The organism is Marinobacter sp. es.048 (assembly GCF_900188435.1).
Taxonomy (GTDB): Bacteria; Pseudomonadota; Gammaproteobacteria; order Pseudomonadales; family Oleiphilaceae; genus Marinobacter.
This window is the reverse complement of record NZ_FYFA01000002.1, coordinates 455,145-476,706: the sequence shown is the minus strand read 5'-3', so window position 1 is coordinate 476,706 and position 21,562 is coordinate 455,145. Positions and strand designations below refer to the sequence as shown.

Sequence of the window (21,562 nt, the reverse complement as noted above, 5' to 3'; positions counted from 1 at the left end):
TTCTTTCTTTCGGCGTCGTTAACAGTCCATTCCATGAATGTCTCCGATTTTCATTTTGACCTGCCGGACGAATTGATCGCCCGCTATCCGCTCAAGGATCGCAGCGCGTCCAGGCTGCTTTGTCTTGACGGTCTCTCTGGCAAGCTCGACCACCATATATTCAGCGAACTTCCTGGCCTCCTTCAGCCCGGCGACCTGCTGGTGTTTAACAACACCCGGGTGATTCCTGCGCGCCTTTTCGGCAAAAAAGAGACCGGTGGTCAGGTGGAAGTGCTGGTAGAGCGGGTGACCGGGGAACACGAAATCGTCGCCCATGTCCGTGCTTCGAAAGCATTGAAGGAGGGGCAGAAGGTTATCCTCGAGGATGGCACCTCTTTGAGAATGTCGGGCCGGCACGAAGCACTGTTTCATCTGACCTGTGAATCTGACGAGCCAGTACTCGAAGTGCTTGAGCGGATTGGTCACATGCCACTGCCGCCTTATGTTGACCGGCCGGACGAATCCAGCGACCGGGAACGTTACCAGACTGTTTACGCCCAGGAAGCCGGGGCCGTCGCAGCCCCAACCGCGGGTCTGCATTTCGATGAGCGTCTGCTCGAGAAGCTGACCGCCTGTGGTATTGAAAGTACCTTTGTGACGCTGCATGTAGGTGCCGGTACCTTCCAGCCGGTCCGGGTCGATAATATTGAAGATCACACCATGCATAGTGAGGTGGTGAACGTTCCCCAGGACACAGTTGATGCAATTGAGCAAACCCGTGCCAGGGGAGGGCGTGTGGTTGCCGTGGGCACCACCTCGGTTCGCTCCCTTGAGTCTGCAAGCCGTGGCGGTTGCCTTAGGGCGTTTACGGGTGAAACCGACATCTTCATTTACCCGGGTTATCGGTTCCAGACTGTGGATGCTCTGATAACCAACTTCCATCTGCCAGAATCTACTCTGATCATGCTGGTCAGTGCGTTCGCCGGCTATGACAATGTGATGGCGGCCTACCGTGAAGCGGTGAAGGAACGCTACCGTTTTTTCAGTTACGGTGACGCCATGTTTATTACTGGGCAGGAACCCAGCCGGGGCATGTTGCTGGGGGAAGCCGTGGAATCCAATGAAGCCGGTAACGATAATGCCGGGGAGGCCTTGTGACACAAACCTGTTTCATGTCGTTCGAAAAACTGGGCGAAGAAGGGCGCGCTCGCCGTGGCCGGCTGACGTTTCCCCGGGGAACCGTTGAGACTCCCGCATTCATGCCCGTTGGCACCTACGGCACCGTCAAGGGTATGCTGCCCCGCGATATCCATGAAATCGGCGCAGAAATCATCCTGGGTAATACGTTTCACTTGATGCTCCGGCCGGGCACCGAGGTGGTCAAGGCCCACGGCGACCTTCACGATTTCACCCAGTGGCATGGGCCGATCCTGACCGATTCCGGCGGTTTCCAGGTGTTCAGTCTGGGAGAGATGCGCAAGATCACCGAGGACGGTGTAACCTTTCGCTCACCGGTAGACGGTTCACCGGTGGAGCTGTCTCCGGAAATCGCTATCCAGGTCCAGCGGGATCTGGGATCGGATATCGTCATGATCTTTGACGAGTGCACCCCTTACCCGGCGACCGAGCGACAGGCAAAAGACTCCATGGAGTTGTCGCTGCGATGGGCGCAACGGAGCAAGGATGCCCACGAGGGGAACCCTGCCGCGTTGTTCGGCATCGTTCAGGGTGGCATGTATGAGAGCCTGCGAGATCAGTCCCTGGAAGGACTCACCGACATCGGCTTCGATGGCTACGCCATTGGTGGCCTGTCGGTTGGCGAGCCAAAGGAAGACATGATCCGGATTCTGGATCATTTGCCGCCGAAAATGCCGGCAGACAAGCCGCGGTACCTGATGGGCGTAGGGCGGCCGGAAGATATCGTCGAGGCCGTGCGTCGTGGTGTCGACATGTTCGACTGTGTAATGCCGACCCGCAACGCCAGGAATGGCTATCTGTTTACCGCGACCGGTATTGTAAAAATCCGCAATGCCCGGCACCGTCATGACACCGCTCCTCTGGATGAGCGCTGCGACTGTTATACCTGTGAGAGCTTTTCGAGAAGTTATCTCCATCATCTGGATAAATGTGGAGAAATGCTGGGCTCGCAACTGAATACCATCCACAACCTCCGGTTCTATCAGAACCTGATGGCTGGATTGCGTGGGGCCATTGAAGCAGGTACATTGTCGGACTTTGTAACCGACTTCTATGCTCTGCGCGGAGAGACCGTTCCGCCCCTGGGCAATGTTTGATCTATTCGCTAAACCAACGGAGATATTCAATGAAAGCTATTAAAATGCTCGTTGCCGGCCTTTTGGCTCTGATGCCCGCACTTGCCATGGCACAGGACCCGGCTGCTCAGGGAATGGGTGTTATGGGCCAGGTAATCTTTTTCGCAGGCTTCATCCTGATTTTCTACTTCCTGATCTGGCGTCCGCAGTCCAAACGCGCGAAAGAGCACAAAGCTCTGATGTCCGGCCTGAATAAAGGTGATGAGATTGTGACCTCCGGTGGTGTTGCCGGCAAGATCACCAAGGTAACCGACGATTTCATCGTTGTGGAAATTGCCGACAATGTAGAGATCAAAGTCCAGAAAGTAGCCGTTGCTGCGGCGCTGCCAAAGGGCACGCTCAAGGACATCTGAGCGGGGCCATTTAGCCGGCCATCTCTGGTGGCCGGTCTGAATCTTCCTGGCTGAAACACCAAGTCTGGCCGCTAGGCCGGCTACAAGGGATCCCATGCTGAACAAGTATCCGCTTTGGAAAAACCTGGTTATCCTGGTCGCGCTCGTGATCGGGTTTATCTACGCTTTGCCCAACCTCTTCCCCGACGATTACGCCATCCAGATTACTGGCGCCCGCAGTAGCACCGAGGTAAATGCCGGTGTGCTCGACAGGGCCGTTGATGTGCTGGAAAGCCGTGGCATCGAGGTGAAAAGCAGTACTCTTCAGGATCGGGATGCTCTGATCCGTCTCACCACCTCAGAGGATCAATTGCAGGCTCGTCCGCTGGTACAGGCTGCTCTTGGTAATGAATACCTGGTTGCACTGAATATGGCTGCTTCAACACCGGGCTGGCTCAAGAGTCTTGGCGCCGGCCCGATGAAGTTGGGTCTGGATCTTCGCGGCGGTGTCCACTTCCTGTTGGAAGTCGACATGGAAACCGCGGTTAGCCAGCGCCTGGAGGCCATGTCTGGCCAGATCAAGCGTGAGCTTCGCGAAGAGCGGATCCGTTATCGTGGCGGAGATGTGCAGGACAACCGCGAGATCGTTCTCAGCTTCCGTGATGAGGCCTCCCGCACCGAAGCCTTCAACATGGTGCGAGACCAGTACAACGAATTCCTTCTGGATGAGCAGACCGAAGGCGATGAGTTCCTTCTTGTGCTGACTCTCTCTGAAGCTGAGGTCACTGCGATTCAGGATTATGCCCTGGAGCAGAACCTTACAACGATCCGCAACCGGGTGAACGAGCTTGGCGTCGCTGAACCTCTTGTTCAACAGCAGGGTTCTGACCGGATTATTGTTGAGTTGCCCGGCGTGCAGGACACTGCACAGGCCAAGCGTGTACTTGGTGCCACCGCCAACCTTGAATTCCGCATGGAGGCCCGCCAGGACGCCCCCGGCAGCGAAACCGAGGAATTCAGTTTCCGGGATCAGGCCCAGCGTACCGCGCGCCTCGAGCAGGAAGTGATTGCCACCGGTAATAATGTGGCCAATGCCCAGCAGGCCTTTGACGAAAACGGCCAGCCCCAGGTCAATATCACCATGGATTCCGTCGGTGGTGATCTGATGAACCGGGCCACCCGCAACGCCATTGGACGCAGGATGGCAGTGCTGTTCATCGAGTATCGTACGGAAACCGAAACCAGAATGGTCGAGGGCGAGCCTCAGGAGGTGGAGAACCGCGTGGTTGAAAAAGGCATTATCAGCCTGGCCACCGTTCAATCCGCCCTGGGCAGCAGTTTCCGGATCACCGGGCTTGATTCCATTCCCGAAGCCGCAGAACTCGCACTGCTTTTGCGTGCTGGTGCACTTGCCGCTCCAATGTACTTTGTTCAGGAAAGGACGATTGGTCCGAGCCTTGGCCAGAAGAACATAGACGCCGGCATGATGTCCGTTGCGCTTGGTTTCGGTCTGGTGCTGCTCTACATGCTCGTCTACTACCGCGGATTTGGCGTGGTAGCAAACATTGCGCTGACACTGAACCTGATGCTGCTTGTTGCATGCATGTCGATCCTCTCGGCGACACTGACCTTGCCGGGCATTGCCGGTATCGTTCTGACTGTCGGTATGGCGGTGGATGCCAACGTGCTTATCTTTGAGCGGATAAAGGAAGAGCTGAAATCCGGTGTGCCGCCCCAGACGGCGATCAACTCCGGCTATTCCCGGGCTTTCGTGTCCATCTTTGATGCAAACATCACCACTTTGCTGGTTGCCGTGATTCTCTTTGCCATGGGCTCCGGTCCGGTGAAAGGCTTTGCGGTAACACTTTGCATCGGGATCCTGACGTCGATGTTCTCTGGCCTGATGGTCAGCCGCAGCATCGTTAACATTGTTTACGGCGGCCGCAGGGTCGAGAAGCTGTCGATCGGAGGAAAGCTCGCCAATGTCTGAAGATCAAAAGCAACCGTTTGATTTCATGGGGTTGCGGAAGATTGCTTCCGTAATCTCCATTTCGCTGATCGTTATTTCTATTGCCCTATTGGCTGTCCGTGGCCTGAACCTGGGTATGGACTTCACCGGCGGTACCTCTGTTGAATTTGAATACGCCGAGGCTCCGCAACTTGATGAAATCCGCTCCAGGCTGACGGCTGCCGGGTACGAGCAGTTTTCTGTCCAGAACTTTGGGGCTGACACTACGGTGTTGGTGCGGATGGCCGAGGCTGATAATGATCAACTGGCGCCGGAAGTTACCCGAACCCTCGAGGAGGGTGGCGCAGAGCTTGAACTGGTAAGTTCCGAGTTTGTGGGCTCCCAGGTTGGTGAAGAGCTCAAGGAAGATAGCGGCCTTGGCTTGTTGATCGCCCTTGCCGTAGTCCTGATCTATGTGGGCATGCGATTCCAGTTCAAGTTCGGTATTGCCTCGGTGGTACCGCTTGCTCACGATGTAATTATCGTTCTGGGTGTCTTTGCGTTGTTCCAGTGGACCTTCGACCTTACAGTACTGGCAGCCCTGCTTGCGGTTATCGGTTACTCGCTGAACGATACCATCGTTGTTGCGGACCGGATCCGGGAAAATTTCCGCAAGATGCGCGTGGGTGGACCCTGGGACATTATCAATGAGTCAATTCATCAGACCATTGCCCGGACAATCAATACCTCTGGTACTACCTTGATTGTACTGTTGGCGCTGTACTTCCTCGGTGGTGAGGCGATCAACAACTTCGCCCTGGCTTTGATTATTGGTGTGATTGTTGGTACCTACTCATCGATCTACGTGTCCGCGAACCTTCTGATGGTTATGGGCGTGTCCCGTGACGACCTGATCGTGCCGCCAAAAGAAGGCGCGGAAAACGCCGATGAGCAAGAAGAGCCGCCGGAGTGGCTGAACAGGATGTAACCGCATCTGTTTCACCAGTTTCGGGCATAAAAAAACCGCCACAGAATGTTGGCGGTTTTTTTATGCCCGCTAGAGCCGGAAGCCTCAGCGAGGCAGGCGGCCCCGGAACGGATGCAGCACTTTCAGGACTTCGCGGAACAGTTTCGGGTTTGCCACTACCAGCTGTCGGGCGTTACCGGTAGACGGGTTGCCAGAGAAGTCACCAGTCAGTGCGCCGGATTCCATAGCGAGTGTGACGCCAAGATCCAGATCGGATGCTTCGGGGCGGAAAATGATCGCCGCGTCCATCAGGCCCGCGGAAACCCGGGCGATATCCAGTACTACACAGCCGGAGGTACGGAACATGCCGGAATCCCGTGCCAGTACAGCGGCCATTTCGCCCCAGAGCATCGGATCCTCGCTCTTCCGGGCCTGGTCCAGCAGGTTGGTGGCGATGGCTGCTTTCTCTGGCAGTTTGATTTCCGAAGCGCGAACCCGGCGGCTGTTCAGCGCGGCGCCGTGGCCGCGGCTGGCGGAGTATTCTTCGCCGGTAACGGGATTTACCAGAAGCAGGTTTTCAGTGCGGTTATTCTTCTTCTGGGACAGTGCCAGAGCAAACTCCGGAATACCCCGAAGGAAATTCTCACGGCCCAGGACAGGAAAAATATGCCAGCTTTTCTCGCTGGTTCCGGCATTCGCTTCGTTCAAAGGCGCGATGCTGTGGTCCTTGTAGGCTTTTTCGAGCTGTTCGGCAAAGTTGTCGTAGATAGACTGCTCAACCCGCTCCAGCTGACGACGGCGTTCTGAGTCGTCCTTGCCAGTGGGTTCCTGACGCTCGAAATGGGCTTTCAGATAATCGGACCCCTGACGCGCGACGCGCAGGGCCATTTTAATAGCTGGTTGCATCTGAGTGTTCATTATCCGGGTGTGTGAAGGCCGGGTATCATAGCAAAAGATCACCCCGCTTGTATGTTTTTTGACTCAGCAATAGCACGGATAACCAGAGGTTACGGGTTCTCCGGAGGGGCAGGGTGCGGGTGCTTTCTGCTATCATTGCTGCCCTGATCAATAACCTTGGGCTTGCTGACAATGCACAAAAGCGCACTTCCACAGGAAGGGACGGAGACATTTCAGGATCAGATCCGGATTGTTCTCGTAGAGACATCCCATTCGGGCAACATTGGTGCTGTCGCCCGGGCCATGAAGAACATGGGGCTGGGTAATTTGTGGCTGGTTAATCCCTGTTCCTTTCCGGATGAGACTTCGTATGCGCGCGCAGCCGGTGCTTCGGATGTGCTCGATAATGCCCAGGTTGTTTCTTCTCTGGATGATGCTCTGGCTGATTGTGTGCTGGTTATGGGTACGAGTGCCCGGGGAAGGAAGGTGCCCTGGCCGGTCTGTGCGCCACCTGAGGCTGCAGCTGCTGCCGCAGGGCATGCTGAAAACGGCCCGGTTGCCATGGTATTCGGAAGAGAAAACCATGGTCTCAGCAACGACGAGCTGCAGCGTTGTCACTATCACATCCATATTCCCTCCAACCCGGATTACAGCTCCCTTAATCTGGCCATGGCGGTACAGGTCATGTGCTATGAATTGCGGATGTATTATCTGCGAAGCCTTGAAGGTGGTGAGGGGAGCCCATACTTAAAGTCGATGACCAGGCCCGGGGACGAAGGCTGGGACGTGCCGCCCGCCAAAGTTCACGATGTCGAGGGCTTTTTCGGGCACCTGGAGCAGGTGCTTATTGATGTGGATTTCCATCGACGGGAGAACCCGAGACAACTGATGACGCGCTTGCGGCGACTGTTCCAGCGGGCCAGACTGGATCAAATGGAAATCAATATTCTCAGGGGTATTCTCACTGCCGTTCAAAAAGCGGCAGGCACGCGGAATAACAGCAAATCAACCGAGGCCGGCACTTCGGCGACGGAACAGGATAATGGCCATGTTTGAGCGTTTGCGGGAAGACATAAACAGCGTGTTCCACCGGGATCCCGCCGCCAGGAACACCTTTGAGGTGCTGACTAATTACCCCGGTTTGCACGCACTGCTTTTTCATCGGTTTTCTCACTGGTTGTGGAGTCTCGGTCTGAAATGGCTTGCTCGCACTATTTCCACCATTGCCCGGTGGCTAACCGGCATCGAGATCCATCCTGGGGCAACCATTGGCCGCCGGTTCTTCATTGATCATGGCATGGGCGTGGTTATTGGCGAGACCACGGTGATCGGCGATGACGTGACCCTCTATCAAGGGGTCACCCTTGGCGGAACCAGCTGGAACAAGGGTAAGCGCCATCCCACGATCGGTGACAGTGTAGTGGTTGGTGCCGGAGCGAAGATTCTGGGGCCGTTTGAAGTAGGCGAGGGTGCCAAGATCGGTTCCAATTCAGTAGTTACCAAGGAAGTGCCCGCGGGTGCAACGGTGGTTGGTATTCCGGGGCGCGTCATCATCAAGCGCAAAGGCGAAGATGATGCGCGTCGCAAGGAGATGGAAGAACGCATGGGCTTCGATGCCTATGGTGTCACAGAGGAAATGCCAGACCCGGTTGCCCGGGCCATGCGCTCGTTGCTTGATCACATGCATGCGGTGGATGACCGCATCGAGAACATGTGCAAGGCTCTGCGCAAGGTGAACAGCGAGTACCAGAACGGCGAGTTGCCACCGTTACAGGAAGAGGACTTTGATTGCGTTCGCGACGACGATGAGGTGCGCCGGTGAATACTTGACTGAAATGGTTGGTCAATTCATACTCTCAGCTGCGTTTTTGAGATTCAATCCCGTCATGGGGCTGACACTATGAAGTTGACCACCAAAGGCCGCTATGCCGTAACGGCAATGCTGGATCTGGCTCTGCATGGAGACCAGGGGCCGGTGAGTCTCGCCGATATTTCGGCCCGTCAGGAAATCTCACTGTCCTATCTGGAACAGCTTTTCTCCCGTCTCCGCCGCCAGAAGCTCGTAGTCAGTATTCGCGGTCCCGGTGGTGGATACAGGCTCAGTCGTCCTGCGGCTGATCTGTACATTGCCGAAGTTGTTGATGCCGTCAGCGAATCGCTGGATACGACGCGGTGCGGCAACAAAGGTGATTGCCAGAATGGCGAGAAATGCCTGACCCACCATCTCTGGTCTGATCTTAGTGATCAGATTCATCAGTTTCTCAGTGAGATCAGTCTCGGAGATCTGATGAGAAAGCATGAAATTCGCCAGGTTGCGGACCGGCAGAATCGCCGCCAGTCCGACAGTGGCTCTGAAACCATCAATACCGAACGCCTGTCCGATCAGGCGCCGGCCTGACATCAACAAGTTTCCGGAATCCATGAAAAAGCCCGTTTATATGGACTACGCGGCTACGACGCCCGTTGATCCAGCCGTTGCCGATGAAATGATGAAATACCTCACGCTGGATGATGTATTCGGCAATCCTGCATCCCGCACCCACGCCTATGGTTGGCAGGCAGAAGCTGCAGTGGAAGCTGCACGCAAACAGGTCGCCAGCCTCGTTCACGCTGATCCACGGGAAATTGTCTGGACATCGGGTGCAACGGAATCAGACAACCTTGCCATCAAGGGTGCGGTTGCCGGCCGGCAGGGCGTTCATATTGTTACATCCAGGATCGAGCACAAAGCGGTTGTTGATACCTGCAAGTGGCTCGAGCATCAGGGTACTGAAGTCACTTGGCTGGATCCGGCAGCCGATGGAGCCATCGGTTTAGATCAGGTGTTGGATGCGCTGAAGAAAAATACCGTCCTCGTGAGCCTGATGTTGGTGAATAACGAGCTGGGAACTATTAACGATATTGCCGCCATTGGTGCTGAATTGCGTCAAAGGGGCATTCTTTTTCACGTGGACGCCGCCCAGGCCGCCGGCAAGATGGCAATTGATGTCAGCTCCATGCCAGTGGATCTGTTAGCGCTTTCCGGGCACAAGGTCTATGGCCCGAAGGGCGTTGGCGCCTTGTATGTCAGGCGTTCACCGGATGTTCGTATTGAGGCGCAGATTCATGGTGGTGGGCATGAGCGAGGGATGCGTTCAGGAACACTCCCTACCCACCAGATTGTCGGTATGGGGAAGGCGTTCGCCATCGCCCAATCTGCGCTTGAGGAGGAGGTGGAGAAGCTGGAGGCTCTGCGCGAGTCGTTTTTGGCGGGGCTCCAGTCTCTCGAGGGTGTCACCCTCAACGGCAGTGAATCCCGGCGCGTTCCAGGCATCCTGAATCTTTCCTTTGAAGGGGTAGATGCGGAGTCCCTGATGCTGGGCCTCCGGGATCTGGCGGTATCGTCCGGTTCGGCCTGCGCTTCAGCCACGGTAGAGCCCTCATACGTACTCCGTGGCATTGGGTTGAGTGATGAACAGGCCCATCGGGCGCTGCGTTTTTCCATCGGCCGGTATACCACGGAAGAGGAAATGGTCTTTGCCAGCTCGCAAATAGTTGATGTTGTTAGCCGGCTCCGCGCAGTGCGGTAGGAAGTTTGCCCCGGACTGCGTATAATCGCAGGCCAGAATTTTAACCATCCACAAACTGGAGAAAGACCATGGCAACTGAGCGCACGCTCTCGATTATCAAGCCTGACGCGGTAGCAAAAAACGTGATCGGTGAAATCTACAGCCGCTTCGAGAAAGCTGGCCTGAACATTGTTGCTGCCAAAATGATGCACCTCACCCAGGAGCAGGCAGAAGGTTTTTACGCAGAGCACAAAGAGCGTCCGTTCTTTAACGACCTGGTTGCATTCATGACCTCCGGTCCGGTGGTTGTGCAGGTCCTGGAAGGCGAAGGCGCGATCCTGAAAAATCGTGATCTGATGGGCGCGACCAATCCGAAAGAAGCCGATGCCGGCACTATTCGTGCGGATTTCGCATCTTCTATCGACGCGAACGCCGTCCACGGCTCTGATTCCGCGGCTTCTGCCGAGCGCGAAATCGCTTACTTCTTCAATGACAACGAGATCTGCCCGCGGGGCTGATTGCGTTGATCGGAGGCGATCGTTCGGTCGCCTCCGAATTGATTATCTGATCGAGGTTATGAAATGACAGCGGCCGCTGAAAAAACCAATCTTCTGGGGATGCCGAAAGCAAAGCTCGAGGCTTTCTTCGAAACCCTGGGGGAGAAGCGTTTTCGTGCCACTCAGGTTCTACAGTGGATCCATCAGCGTGGCGCTGATGACTTCGATCAAATGACCAATATGAGCAAGGCGCTGCGGGAAAAACTGAAGCAGGTTGCCGAGATCCGTGGTCCCGAAGTGGTTTACGACGAAACGTCCAAAGACGGTACCCGCAAATGGGTGATGCGCATGGACAATGGCAACAGCGTCGAGACCGTGCTGATTCCGGATGGGGAGCGAGGCACGCTTTGCGTTTCGTCACAGATCGGTTGCAGTCTCGACTGTACCTTTTGCTCCACGGGAAAGCGCGGGTTCAACCGCAATCTCACCGCGGCAGAAGTCATCGGCCAGGTTTGGGTTGCGCGCAAGGCCTTCATGCCTTTTGAGCCGGGCCCGGATCGGCCGATTACCAATGTGGTGATGATGGGGATGGGCGAGCCCCTGCTCAATTTCGACAATGTCGTAGATGCCATGAACCTTATGATGGAGGATCTGGCCTATGGGATCTCCAAGCGCCGGGTCACCCTGAGCACGTCAGGTGTTGTACCGGCTTTGGACCGGTTGTCGGAAGTTACCGATGTTTCACTGGCCATTTCCCTGCATGCGCCGAATGATGAACTGCGTAACAAACTGGTTCCGTTGAATAAAAAGTACCCGATTGCCGAATTGCTGGCCGCGACCAAGCGCTACTTTGCCCGGTTGCCGGACAAGCGCAAGGCTACGATAGAGTACACCGTGATTGAGGGGATGAATGATCAACCGGAGCACGCCCAAGAGCTCGCGGTGATTTTGCGGGATCTGCCGTGCAAGATCAATCTGATCCCATTCAACCCGTTCCCGGAGAGCGATTTCCGAAGGCCGAGTATGAATGCGACCCGACGGTTCCAGACGGTTCTGAATGAGGCTGGCTATATTGCGACCATCAGAACCACCCGGGGCGACGATATCGATGCCGCTTGTGGTCAGCTGGTAGGTCGGGTTGAAGACAGAACCCGTCGTAGCCAGAGGTACATTCAGGTTCAGCAGGTGAACCCCTGAACCAGGAACGCCTTGTAGCCCAATCGAGGAAGGGGACACCCGTGATAACAGCACCAGCAAACCGCCGTTCTTCCATGTTAGCCGCTATGCTGCTGACTCTGCTGGTTACAGGTTGTGTTACTACTACTGACAGTCGTTTTTCACGGGAAGCGGATCGGCAGGAAGCCCTCGATAACTATGTGAAACTGGCCACCGCTTATATCGGCCAGGGTAATCTTGAGCGGGCCCGTCATCATCTGGACAGAGCGCTCAAGCTGGATTCAGATGATCCTGGCGCCAGGGCAGCCATGGGCCTGGTTTATAACGCCGAGGGTGAGCCGGAGCTGGCCGAGCGTAACTTCAAAAAGGCGATTTCCGAGGATCCGGCCTATACCAGGGCGCGGGTTTATTACGGTGCTTTTCTGTTCGGGCAGGATCGGATGGACGATGCTCGCGACCAGTTCCGCGCTGCCACCCGGGACACCGGTTATCAGGATCGCGGCTCCGTATTCTTTAACCTGGGCATGACTCAGGAACGGCTCGGCGAGCTTGAGGCTGCTGCCACGTCCTATCGCCGGTCGGTGGAGCTGACTCGAGGCGATGCCCGCTCCTTGTTGGCGCTTTCACGGGTTTCTGTTGAAACCGGCAATTACGACGATGCGGCTCGTTACTATTCGCGCCTGATTTCACTGATGCAAAGAAATCAGCGCCTGGTTCACTCACCGGAGAGCCTTCTTACCGGCATCCGTATTGCGCGCTATTACAGTGATGAAAACCAGGAAGCGAGCCTTGCGCTTCAGCTCAGAAACAAATTTCCGGAGTCAGTCGAATACCAACAATATAAGGTGCTGATTTCTAATGGCAACTGAAGAAAACTCACAGCCAGCGATGAAGGAGCCCGTAGGGCAGCAGCTTCAGAAGGCACGGGAAAAAGCCGGTCTTGGTACCGGGGATGTCGCCGCAGCGCAGCATTTGCGCCCGTCAGTCATACAGGCGATAGAGTCGGGAGATTACAGCCAGATTGACAGTGAACTCTTTCTGAAAGGGTATGTCAGGGCTTATGCAGAACAGGTGGGGCTGGATGCGGATGCGGTGATTGCCGATCTGGATCAGGAACTGGAGCCAATCCGGCAACAGAGAGAACAGGAGCAGGAAGCCAATCCTCTGGTTGATATCGAGCGTCGCAGACGTCGGAAACGCCAGCTGGCAAAAGCTCTTTTCTTCCTGGTCGTTCTGGGCATTGCCGGTTATCTGGCCTTTACCTTCCTGGTTCCTGAGCAGGGTGCGGCGCCCTCGGAGGCGGTAACAGAGCCTGAGGTTGCACCAGAAGGTCAGGGTGAGACGGAGGCATTGGCCGAGTCAGAACGCTCCGAGCCTGAAGTGGTAGCGCGTGTTGAAAATCCGGAGCCTGCGGTCGTGGAATCAGATGCGGTGGCCGCAGAGCAGCGGGAATCGTTGGTGGAAGCGATTGAACCGGATGCTGGCGAGGCTCAGGCTCCAATAGAAATGGCAGATACGGCAACTGTTGAAGACACACGGTCGGAGCCTGCCGGGGCGGTCACCGAGCAGATTCCTGCGGTTGTTCAGACTCCCGAGCCGGTGCTTGAAAATCCAAACGGGCTGTCTGAAGTGGCGGACACCGGTCGCCTTGAGATTCGCTTCAGCGATGATTGTTGGGTTCAGGTCAGTGATGCCGCGGGTAACCGGTTGGTAAATTCGCTTCAGCGCAACGGAGATCAGATTGATGTTGCCGGACCAGCACCGCTACGGGTTGTAATTGGCGCGGTTGATGCGGTCGAATCCATCCGTTTCGAGGGTGAGCCTGTGGATATCGGTGGCTACCGGGTTGTCAACAACCGGTCAGAATTTACCCTGACAATCTGAAACTTGATCAAATTTTCTATATCGGTCAGTAAGACATGAAACAGGATTCTCCGATTATCAGACGCAAGTCCCGCCAGATCATGGTGGGCAATGTTCCTGTGGGTGGCGACGCGCCGATTGCGGTGCAGAGCATGACCAACACCAACACCTGCGACGTGGAGGCCACGGTTGGCCAGATCACAGCACTGCAGGAAGCGGGTGCGGACATCGTGCGGGTTTCTGTGCCTTCCATGGACGCTGCAGAGGCGTTCGGAAAGATTCGGGAGCAGGTATCCCTGCCGCTGGTCGCGGACATACACTTCGATCACAAAATCGCCCTCAGGGTGGCGGAGTTGGGTGTCGACTGTCTTCGTATCAACCCGGGGAATATCGGTCGCGATGATCGCGTCAGTGCTGTTATCAGTGCAGCCCGGGACGGCAACATTCCTATTCGTATCGGTGTGAATGCCGGTTCTCTGGAGAAATCACTTCAGCGTAAATACGGTGAGCCCACGGCAGACGCGCTGGTGGAATCCGCCATGCGCCACATTGATATCCTGGATCGTCATGACTTCCAGGACTTCAAGGTGAGCCTGAAAGCGTCCGAGGTGTTCATGACCGTGGATGCCTACCGCAAGATCGCCCAACAGATTGAGCAGCCGCTGCATTTGGGTATTACCGAAGCCGGTGGCCTGCGTTCGGGCACGGTTAAATCTTCCATTGGTCTTGGCATGCTTCTGATGGATGGCATCGGCGACACCATACGGGTGTCTCTCGCGGCGGACCCGGTGCAGGAAATCAAAGTGGGTTTCGATATTCTAAAGAGTCTTCGCCTGCGAAGCCGCGGCATCAATTTCATCGCCTGTCCGAGCTGTTCACGTCAGAACTTTGATGTCATCCAGACCATGAATGATCTGGAGGCGAGACTGGAGGATGTGAATGACTCCCTCGATGTGGCCATTATCGGATGCATCGTCAATGGACCGGGTGAAGCTAAAGTTGCCGACCTCGGACTTACTGGTGGTAGCCCCAAGAATCTTTTCTACATGGCAGGCAAGCCAAACCAGAAGCTGGACAACGCCACACTGACTGATGATCTGGAGCGCCTGATTCGCGAGGAAGTGGCACGTCGCAAGGAACAGGAAGACTCGATCATTGTACGTTCGGACAGCTGATCGTTTCGATTTCCGGGCATAACCATCCAGACAGAGTTAAGGGTTAACATTGGCAAAGATTCAGGCAATTCGCGGGATGAACGATATCCTGCCGGAGCAGACGCCCGTGTGGCAGTTTGTGGAATCCACGGTGCGCCGGGTACTGGCCCAGTATGGCTATCAGGAAATCCGCATGCCGATTGTGGAACAGACCGACCTGTTCAAGCGATCGATTGGCGAAGTCACCGACATTGTCGAAAAGGAAATGTACACCTTTGAAGATCGCAACGGTGACAGCCTGACGCTGCGCCCGGAGGGTACAGCTGGTTGTGTTCGGGCAGCCGAGGAACATGGTTTGCTGTTCAATCAGACCCGCCGGCTCTGGTATACCGGATCCATGTTCCGGCATGAACGTCCACAAAAAGGGCGCTATCGCCAATTCCACCAGATTGGCGTGGAATGTTTCGGTATGACTGGTCCTGACATCGATGCAGAGTTGCTGATACTGACCGCAAGACTCTGGAAAGAGCTGGGGCTTGCTGGGCATACCCGGCTGGAAATCAATTCTATCGGAACGTCCGAGTCCCGTCGGGTTTACCGCACAGCCCTGGTGGATTACCTGAGTCAGTTCAAGTCGGACCTGGATGCCGACAGCCAACGTCGTCTGGAATCCAATCCGCTTCGCATTCTTGACAGCAAGGATCCTTCCACCCGCAAGATCCTGGAAAACGCGCCCAGCCTGGACACCTATCTTGATGACGAATCCCGTGGGCATTTCGAGCGTCTGAGAGCACTGCTGGATGCCGCGGGCGTAGAGTATTCAGTGAATCCAGCGTTGGTTCGAGGTCTGGATTATTACGGCAAGACCGTCTTTGAATGGATAACCGACAGCCTTGGGGCCCAGGGCACAGTGTGCGCTGGTGGCCGATATGATGGCCTGGTGGAACAGCTCGGTGGCAAGCCGACGTTTGCGGTTGGTTTTGCCATGGGCCTCGAGCGCCTAATTTTGCTGCTGGAAACGCTTGAGCTGGTTCCTGATTATGTGAACAGCAATGCCGATATTTATGTGACGGCAATGGGTGACGTTGCGTTGGCTCCAGCTCTTATACTGGCTGAAAAACTGCGTGCAGCCTTGCCGGAGCGGGTTATTGTTTCCCATTGTGGCGGCGGTAGTTTCAAAAGCCAGATGAAGAAGGCCGATCGAAGTGGTGCCAGGTACGCGGTGGTTCTGGGAGAGAACGAGGTGGCCAATGGAACCGCGGGACTGAAACCCTTGCGTGCTGATGAGCCGCAAACCGAGATTCATCAGGACGAGCTGGCCGCTACTCTGGCAGCTGCGTTGGCCAACTGATTCTGACCAAATTTACTGATACAAAAGCAAAAATTCGACAACAGGAGTCCTCATGGCAGAGTTGCGCACCGAAGAAGAACAGATCCAGGCGATCAAGGACTGGTGGAAAAAGAACGGCAGTTCTTTGCTGATCGGCATTGGTGCGGCCCTGGCCATTGTGTTTGGCTGGCAGGCCTGGCAGAACCACCAGACCCAGCAGCGGACCGAGGCCGCCAACCAGTTCGCCAACCTGCTCAATGCTTTCAGTGACCAGGCCGATGAGACCAGCGGTGAGACCGTCGCTTTCGTGGCGCAGACTCTCCGGGAAGACTACACGGACAGTGCCTATGCGGTATACGGCAACCTGATCCTGGCCCGTCAGCAGCTGATGCAGGATGGCAATGCGGAGGCCGCTGTTGAGTCGCTGCAGTGGGCGCTGGAAAAGACCGGTGAGCACGAGGGTTTGGCACTTGTGGTCCGCAATCGTCTGGCTCGCGCCCAGTTTACCGCAGGGCAGTACGAAGATGCTCTGGCCACCATCGACGGTGCCGGCAATGCCGATTCGTTTGATGCCATGTATTCCGAACTTCGTGGCGATATCCTGCTTGCGCAGGGCGACCGCGATGGCGCCCGTGAGGCCTACCTTGCTGCCCGTGAGCAGAGTCAACAGGGCCGTAGCGGTATTCTGGAACTGAAACTGGCAGACCTTGGCGTCGGGGAGGATGCCTGATGCCGGTACTCCGCGACAGGATCTCGAAACGCGGATTTTTCCTGGGGCTGGCGCTTCTTGCTGCGCTTTCCGGCTGCAGCACCACGGATACATTTGAACAACCTGTTCCGGTTCCCGAGATTGAGGCCTCCGCCGAATTCAAGAGAATCTGGAGCATGTCCGTGGGCGACGGTCATGATGGTGATTTTCTCTACTTGGCGCCACTGAATACGGGTGATCTTATATACGCGGCATCGGCGGACGGTGAGCTTTATGCAGTGGAAACGGATTCCGGCAGGGTTGTCTGGGAATCAGAATTTGAGGAGCGCATTTTTTCTGGTCTTGGCGGTGATGGGCAGTACCTCTACCTGACCACCGAGAACGCCGATCTGGTAGCCCTTTCCCGTGAGGATGGTTCCGAGGTATGGCGCCAGCCCTTGCCCACGGAAGTCCTGTCGTCGCCCCAGTCCAACGGCTCCCTCGTGGTGGCCCAGACGACCGATGGCAAAGTTCTCGGTTTCAGCACCACCGATGGTGAAAAACTCTGGCAGTACGATGGCACAGTGCCGGTTCTGTCCATGAGGGCTTCTGCGGCACCCCTGGTCGGTGGTGACGTGGTCATTGCTTCTTTCGCCAGTGGCAAACTGATTGCGCTGACTGCGGCCTCGGGTCAGCCCATGTGGCAGTACGAAGTTGGCCAGGCCCAGGGGCGCACCGAACTCGAAAGGCTGGTTGACGTGACGGGGCAACCCCTGGTTATTGAGACCGCGGTCATGGTGGTTGGTTACCAGGGCAAACTTGCCCTGGTTGATATTCGCACCGGGCAGGAGATCTGGAGCCGGAATGCATCCAGCCTTTACTCGCCGATGATTGGTGGCGGCCAGATCTATCTTGCCTCGGCCAATGGCGACATTGTTGCCCTTAGGGGCTCGGACCGCCGGGAAGTCTGGACCCAGGACCGTCTTGCCTGGCGCCAGCTGACCCAGCCAATGGTTTACGAAGACTATCTGGTGGTAGGCGATTTCGAAGGCTACCTGCATGCCATTGACCGCGAGGATGGCAAGCTGGTTGGGCAGCTGGAGTTCGACGATGAGGGTATCCGCGTACCGGCACAACGCCTTCCGAATGGTAACCTGCTGGTTTTTGGCAACAGCGGAAAGATGGCCGTATTCCAGGTTAAGCCGCAGGATTGATCCCGAATTATGACCCCAGTTATTGCCCTTGTCGGACGCCCTAACGTCGGCAAATCGACATTATTTAATCAGATGACCCGTTCCAGGGATGCCCTGGTTGCGGATTTTCCGGGGCTTACCCGTGACCGCAAATACGGTGAGGGCAGCTACGAGGGGCAGCGCTTCATCGTCATAGATACCGGTGGTCTTACCGGTGACGAGCAGGGCCTTGATCTCGAAATGGCCCGCCAGTCCATGCAAGCGGTAGAAGAGGCTGACATTGTTCTGTTTCTGGTGGACGGCCGTGCCGGCCTGACCGCAGGCGATGAGCTTATTGCAGACAGTCTTCGTCGGTCCGGCAAGCAGGCTCATCTGGTTGTGAACAAGACAGATGGACAGGATCCGGACATCGCCGCATCCGATTTCTACAGCCTTGGCTTCGAATCTACCTTCCTGATTGCTGCTTCCCACAATCGCGGGATCCGGTCAATGTTGGAAATCCTGTTGCCCTCCGAGGAGGAGCGGGAAGAGGAGGACCGGGCGGACCGATATCCCGGCATTCGTATCGGAATAGTTGGCCGACCGAACGTGGGTAAATCCACACTGGTCAACCGTATGCTCGGTGAAGAGCGAGTCGTGGTTTACGACATGCCGGGCACTACCCGGGATAGCGTTTATATCCCGTACGAACGCCAAGGCAGTCAATACACACTGATTGATACCGCCGGTGTCCGTCGTCGCAAGAATGTCAGCGAAGTGGTGGAGAAGTTCTCCATTATCAAAACGCTACAGGCAATTGATGACGCTCATGTGGTTATTCTGGTCATTGATGCCCGGGAAGGGTTGGTGGATCAGGATCTTCACCTGATCGGGTTTGTCCTTGATGCCGGCCGTTCGCTGGTGATTGCCATCAACAAGTGGGATGGTATGGATCCCGATGACCGCGCCAAGGTCAAAGAGCAGGTGCAGCGTCGTCTCGACTTCCTGGATTACGCTGATAAGCATTATATCTCGGCGCTTCATGGCTCCGGTGTGGGCGTGATGTACGAGTCGGTGCAAGCGTGTTACGAGTCAGCCATGGCAAAATGGCCAACCAATCGCCTGACCGCCATTCTGCAGGATGCTATTGCCCAGCATCAGCCACCCATGGTGCACGGGCGTCGAATCAAACTGCGTTACGCGCACCAAGGCGGCTCTAACCCGCCGGTCATTGTTGTTCACGGTAACCAGGTGGATTCGCTGCCGGGCGCGTACAAGCGTTACCTTGAGAATACCTTCCGCAAGGTTCTGAAAGTAACCGGTTCACCAATCCGGTTCGAGTTCAAATCGGGCGAAAACCCGTTTGCCGGCAAAGTGGACCGCTTGACGCCGCGTCAGAAGGTGAAAAAAGACAACGACGAGAAGAAGGGCTATCGTCCGAAGAAACAGCGCCAGAAGAGTCTCAAGCGCTGATCCCGTGGCCGGGCAAGGGGAGGCTGCCTCAGCCAGGCCCGGCACTTTCAACCTGCTTGGCCTGAACGGCGGTCAAGGCAACGGTAAACACAATATCCTCCACCAGTGCGCCCCGGGACAAATCGTTGACCGGCTTGCGCAGCCCCTGCAGCATTGGACCGATACTGACCACATTGGCACTACGCTGAACGGCCTTGTAGGTGGTGTTACCGGTGTTCAGATCCGGAAATACGAAAACTGTAGCCTTGCCTGCAACCTTGCTGTCCGGCGCCTTGCTCCTGGCCACGCTCTCAATGGCCGCAGCATCGTATTGAAGCGGCCCGTCTATCAAAAGATCCGGCCTGCGCTTACGAGCAATTTTCGTGGCTTCTCTGACTTTGTCCACGTCCTGGCCACTGCCTGATTCACCCGTGCTGTAGCTGATGATCGCGACCAGTGGCTCTATTCCGAAGGCTTCGGCTGATTCAGCGCTCTGTATAGCAATGTCTGCCAGTTCCTCGGCATTTGGATCCGGATTAATGGCGCAGTCCCCGTAGACGACTACCTGTTGCGGAAGCAGCATGAAGAACACAGAAGAGACTACTTTCGCGTTGTCATGGGTTTTGATCAGCTGAAGTGCGGGGCGCACGGTATTGGCCGTTGTGTGGATGGCTCCCGATACCAGACCATCGGCCTCATCAAGAGCCACCATCATGGTGCCGAGCACGACATTGTCCTCGAGCATGGCTTCGGCCATTTCAGATGTCAGTCCCTTATGCTTGCGCAGGTCTACCATTGGACCGACATAGCGCTGGCGAACTTCTGCTGGATCAATAATCTCGATGTCCTCAGGCAGTTCCAGATCCTGGGAATCTGCAACCCGCCGTATCTCCGCCGTATTGCCGATCAGGGCACACCGCGCCAGCTTGCGCTTATGACAGATGATGGCCGCCTGTACGGTTCTTGGTTCGCTCCCTTCAGGCAGTACGATGCGTTTGTTCGCTGCCCGGGCACGTTCTGATAGCTGATACCGGAAAGCGGGAGGAGAAAGTCTGTTCTGTCGTGCGACTTTGAGGTGCTGCTGCAACCATTCGGTGTCTATTCGGGTCGCAACCGCTTCCATCGCTTTTTCAATCCGGTTGGGGTCATCGGTTGGAATGGCGGAAGACAGATTGGCCAGCATGTGGGCCGTCTCATAGGTATTGGCATCGGAGCCCAGTACCGGCAAACCGGTTTCCAGCGCCCGATGGCAGAGGTCAATCACGCGCTGGTCCGGCATCAGTCCACCGGTGAGCATCAGACCGGCCAGTGGGACCCCGTTCAGAGCAGCAACAGCTGTGGTCACTACGATGTCTTCCCGATCGCCTGGTGTGACCAACAAGGTGCCGGGTTTCAGGGTATCGGTCATATTGCGGATGCTTCGGGCACACACTGACACCTTCTGGACCCGCCTGGAATGCATCTGCCCCTCATTGAGAACCGGTAACCCGAGTTCCCTGGTTATGTCGGAGACTCGCGGTGCAAGCAGCTCCGGCTGCCAGGGAATCTCGGCAATCAGCCTAAAGCGGCCCTCGCTGAATACTTTGCACTGGTTCCGGTAATCAATGGTAGGCGGAGCAGGGTGGTTGCTGTTGGATCGGGGTTCAAGCCCCGCCTGCTCCGGTTCTCCCACCTTGTTCAGTATGACACCAATGACATCCGGGTCGCTTGGGTTGGCAAAAAGGCGTGATGAGAAGTCCAGTTCTTCATCCATTTGTCGGGCGTCCAGGCTTTTGGGAGTACTTACCAGGATGACTTCGGAACCGAGATTGCGGGCGACCTCTACGTTTAACCTGGCAATATAGGCTTCGCTGCGGTCCGGAACCAGGCCTTCGATGATCACCACGTCCACGTCTTGGGCAACTTTCTGGTATTCGCCGACCACTGTCTCGAGCAGATAATCAGATTTGCCCCTGTTGAGCAGTTGCTGGGCTTCTTTGAGGGCAATTGGATCTGGCGGATTCAGATGACTGCTTGCCCGCACGAAGGCGACGGAGGAGTCCTGACCTGCGTTATGCATGGATTCGGCGCGGTGAACGGTCTGACAGAAAGGCTTGTAAAAGCCGACGCTCACGCCGACCCGTTCCAGGGCGCGCAGCAGACCGAGACAGACCGAAGTGAGCCCTGAATCCATGGATGTTGGTGCAAAAAAGAGACTCTTTGCCATGATGGTATTCCTGATAATGC

The 21,562-nt window shown here is 56.1% G+C and carries 20 protein-coding genes; 18 read left to right on the top strand and 2 right to left on the bottom strand.

Features of this window, described 5'->3' with window-relative positions; all coding sequences use genetic code 11:
• Positions 1-33 precede the first annotated feature (33 nt).
• The 5 genes from queA to secF all read left to right on the top strand — a co-directional run bounded on the left by queA (position 34) and on the right by secF (position 5,580).
• Positions 34-1,137 (top strand): tRNA preQ1(34) S-adenosylmethionine ribosyltransferase-isomerase QueA, encoded by a 1,104-nt coding sequence (gene queA / locus CFT65_RS13225; RefSeq protein ID WP_088828585.1) that lies wholly within the window; start codon positions 34-36, stop codon positions 1,135-1,137.
• Positions 1,138-1,151: 14 nt separating this feature from the next.
• A complete protein-coding gene (gene tgt / locus CFT65_RS13220) occupies positions 1,152-2,273 on the top strand; it encodes a tRNA guanosine(34) transglycosylase Tgt (RefSeq protein WP_088829561.1) in 1,122 nt (373 codons plus the stop codon).
• 29 nt (positions 2,274-2,302) lie between these two features.
• Complete coding sequence (gene yajC, locus CFT65_RS13215; RefSeq protein ID WP_088828584.1) at positions 2,303-2,665, top strand: preprotein translocase subunit YajC; 363 nt, start codon at positions 2,303-2,305, stop codon at positions 2,663-2,665.
• A gap of 94 nt (positions 2,666-2,759) precedes the next feature.
• Positions 2,760-4,634, top strand: coding sequence for a protein translocase subunit SecD (gene secD / locus CFT65_RS13210; protein ID WP_088828583.1), 1,875 nt, complete (start codon positions 2,760-2,762; stop codon positions 4,632-4,634).
• The gene (gene secF / locus CFT65_RS13205) at positions 4,627-5,580 is read left to right on the top strand and encodes a protein translocase subunit SecF (protein ID WP_088828582.1); all 954 of its coding nucleotides are present in this window, start codon (positions 4,627-4,629) and stop codon (positions 5,578-5,580) included. Before secD ends, secF begins: the two co-directional genes overlap by 8 nt.
• A gap of 84 nt (positions 5,581-5,664) precedes the next feature.
• Here secF and CFT65_RS13200 read toward each other — a convergent pair whose 3' ends face one another.
• Entirely contained in the window at positions 5,665-6,465 is an 801-nt protein-coding gene (locus tag CFT65_RS13200; protein ID WP_064228066.1) for an inositol monophosphatase family protein, read from the bottom strand.
• 183 nt (positions 6,466-6,648) lie between these two features.
• On the opposite strand from CFT65_RS13200, the gene trmJ reads away from it, so the two are divergent.
• The 13 genes from trmJ to der all read left to right on the top strand — a co-directional run bounded on the left by trmJ (position 6,649) and on the right by der (position 19,357).
• Positions 6,649-7,512, top strand: coding sequence for a tRNA (cytosine(32)/uridine(32)-2'-O)-methyltransferase TrmJ (gene trmJ, locus CFT65_RS13195; protein ID WP_088828581.1), 864 nt, complete (start codon positions 6,649-6,651; stop codon positions 7,510-7,512).
• A complete protein-coding gene (gene cysE / locus CFT65_RS13190; RefSeq protein WP_088829560.1) occupies positions 7,505-8,278 on the top strand; it encodes a serine O-acetyltransferase in 774 nt (257 codons plus the stop codon). Before trmJ ends, cysE begins: the two co-directional genes overlap by 8 nt.
• 78 nt (positions 8,279-8,356) lie before the next feature.
• The gene (gene iscR, locus CFT65_RS13185) at positions 8,357-8,854 is read left to right on the top strand and encodes a Fe-S cluster assembly transcriptional regulator IscR (protein ID WP_008174321.1); all 498 of its coding nucleotides are present in this window, start codon (positions 8,357-8,359) and stop codon (positions 8,852-8,854) included.
• 22 nt (positions 8,855-8,876) lie between these two features.
• Positions 8,877-10,025: an IscS subfamily cysteine desulfurase gene (locus CFT65_RS13180; protein WP_088828580.1), complete on the top strand. Its 1,149-nt coding sequence runs from the start codon at positions 8,877-8,879 to the stop codon at positions 10,023-10,025.
• A gap of 68 nt (positions 10,026-10,093) precedes the next feature.
• Positions 10,094-10,522, top strand: a complete 429-nt coding sequence (ndk, locus tag CFT65_RS13175; RefSeq protein ID WP_069184985.1) for a nucleoside-diphosphate kinase — start codon at positions 10,094-10,096, stop codon at positions 10,520-10,522.
• A gap of 63 nt (positions 10,523-10,585) precedes the next feature.
• Complete coding sequence (gene rlmN, locus CFT65_RS13170) at positions 10,586-11,698, top strand: 23S rRNA (adenine(2503)-C(2))-methyltransferase RlmN (protein ID WP_088828579.1); 1,113 nt, start codon at positions 10,586-10,588, stop codon at positions 11,696-11,698.
• A 74-nt stretch (positions 11,699-11,772) separates the two neighbouring features.
• A complete protein-coding gene (pilW, locus tag CFT65_RS13165) occupies positions 11,773-12,546 on the top strand; it encodes a type IV pilus biogenesis/stability protein PilW (RefSeq protein WP_088829559.1) in 774 nt (257 codons plus the stop codon).
• Positions 12,536-13,561, top strand: a complete 1,026-nt coding sequence (locus tag CFT65_RS13160) for a RodZ domain-containing protein (protein ID WP_088828578.1) — start codon at positions 12,536-12,538, stop codon at positions 13,559-13,561. Before pilW ends, CFT65_RS13160 begins: the two co-directional genes overlap by 11 nt.
• A gap of 35 nt (positions 13,562-13,596) precedes the next feature.
• Positions 13,597-14,715: a flavodoxin-dependent (E)-4-hydroxy-3-methylbut-2-enyl-diphosphate synthase gene (gene ispG, locus CFT65_RS13155; RefSeq protein WP_088828577.1), complete on the top strand. Its 1,119-nt coding sequence runs from the start codon at positions 13,597-13,599 to the stop codon at positions 14,713-14,715.
• A gap of 49 nt (positions 14,716-14,764) precedes the next feature.
• A complete protein-coding gene (gene hisS, locus CFT65_RS13150; protein ID WP_088828576.1) occupies positions 14,765-16,045 on the top strand; it encodes a histidine--tRNA ligase in 1,281 nt (426 codons plus the stop codon).
• A gap of 52 nt (positions 16,046-16,097) precedes the next feature.
• Positions 16,098-16,754 carry a YfgM family protein gene (locus CFT65_RS13145; RefSeq protein ID WP_088828575.1) on the top strand — a complete coding sequence of 219 codons (657 nt, stop codon included), beginning with the start codon at positions 16,098-16,100 and terminating at the stop codon, positions 16,752-16,754.
• Positions 16,754-17,926 carry an outer membrane protein assembly factor BamB gene (bamB, locus tag CFT65_RS13140; RefSeq protein WP_088828574.1) on the top strand — a complete coding sequence of 391 codons (1,173 nt, stop codon included), beginning with the start codon at positions 16,754-16,756 and terminating at the stop codon, positions 17,924-17,926. The genes CFT65_RS13145 and bamB overlap by 1 nt, the downstream gene beginning before the upstream one ends.
• A 9-nt stretch (positions 17,927-17,935) precedes the next feature.
• Positions 17,936-19,357: a ribosome biogenesis GTPase Der gene (der, locus tag CFT65_RS13135; protein WP_088828573.1), complete on the top strand. Its 1,422-nt coding sequence runs from the start codon at positions 17,936-17,938 to the stop codon at positions 19,355-19,357.
• A gap of 28 nt (positions 19,358-19,385) precedes the next feature.
• On the opposite strand, the gene pta is transcribed toward der, so the two are convergent.
• Complete coding sequence (gene pta / locus CFT65_RS13130) at positions 19,386-21,542, bottom strand: phosphate acetyltransferase (RefSeq protein ID WP_088828572.1); 2,157 nt, start codon at positions 21,540-21,542, stop codon at positions 19,386-19,388.
• Between the last annotated feature and the right edge of the window lie 20 nt (positions 21,543-21,562).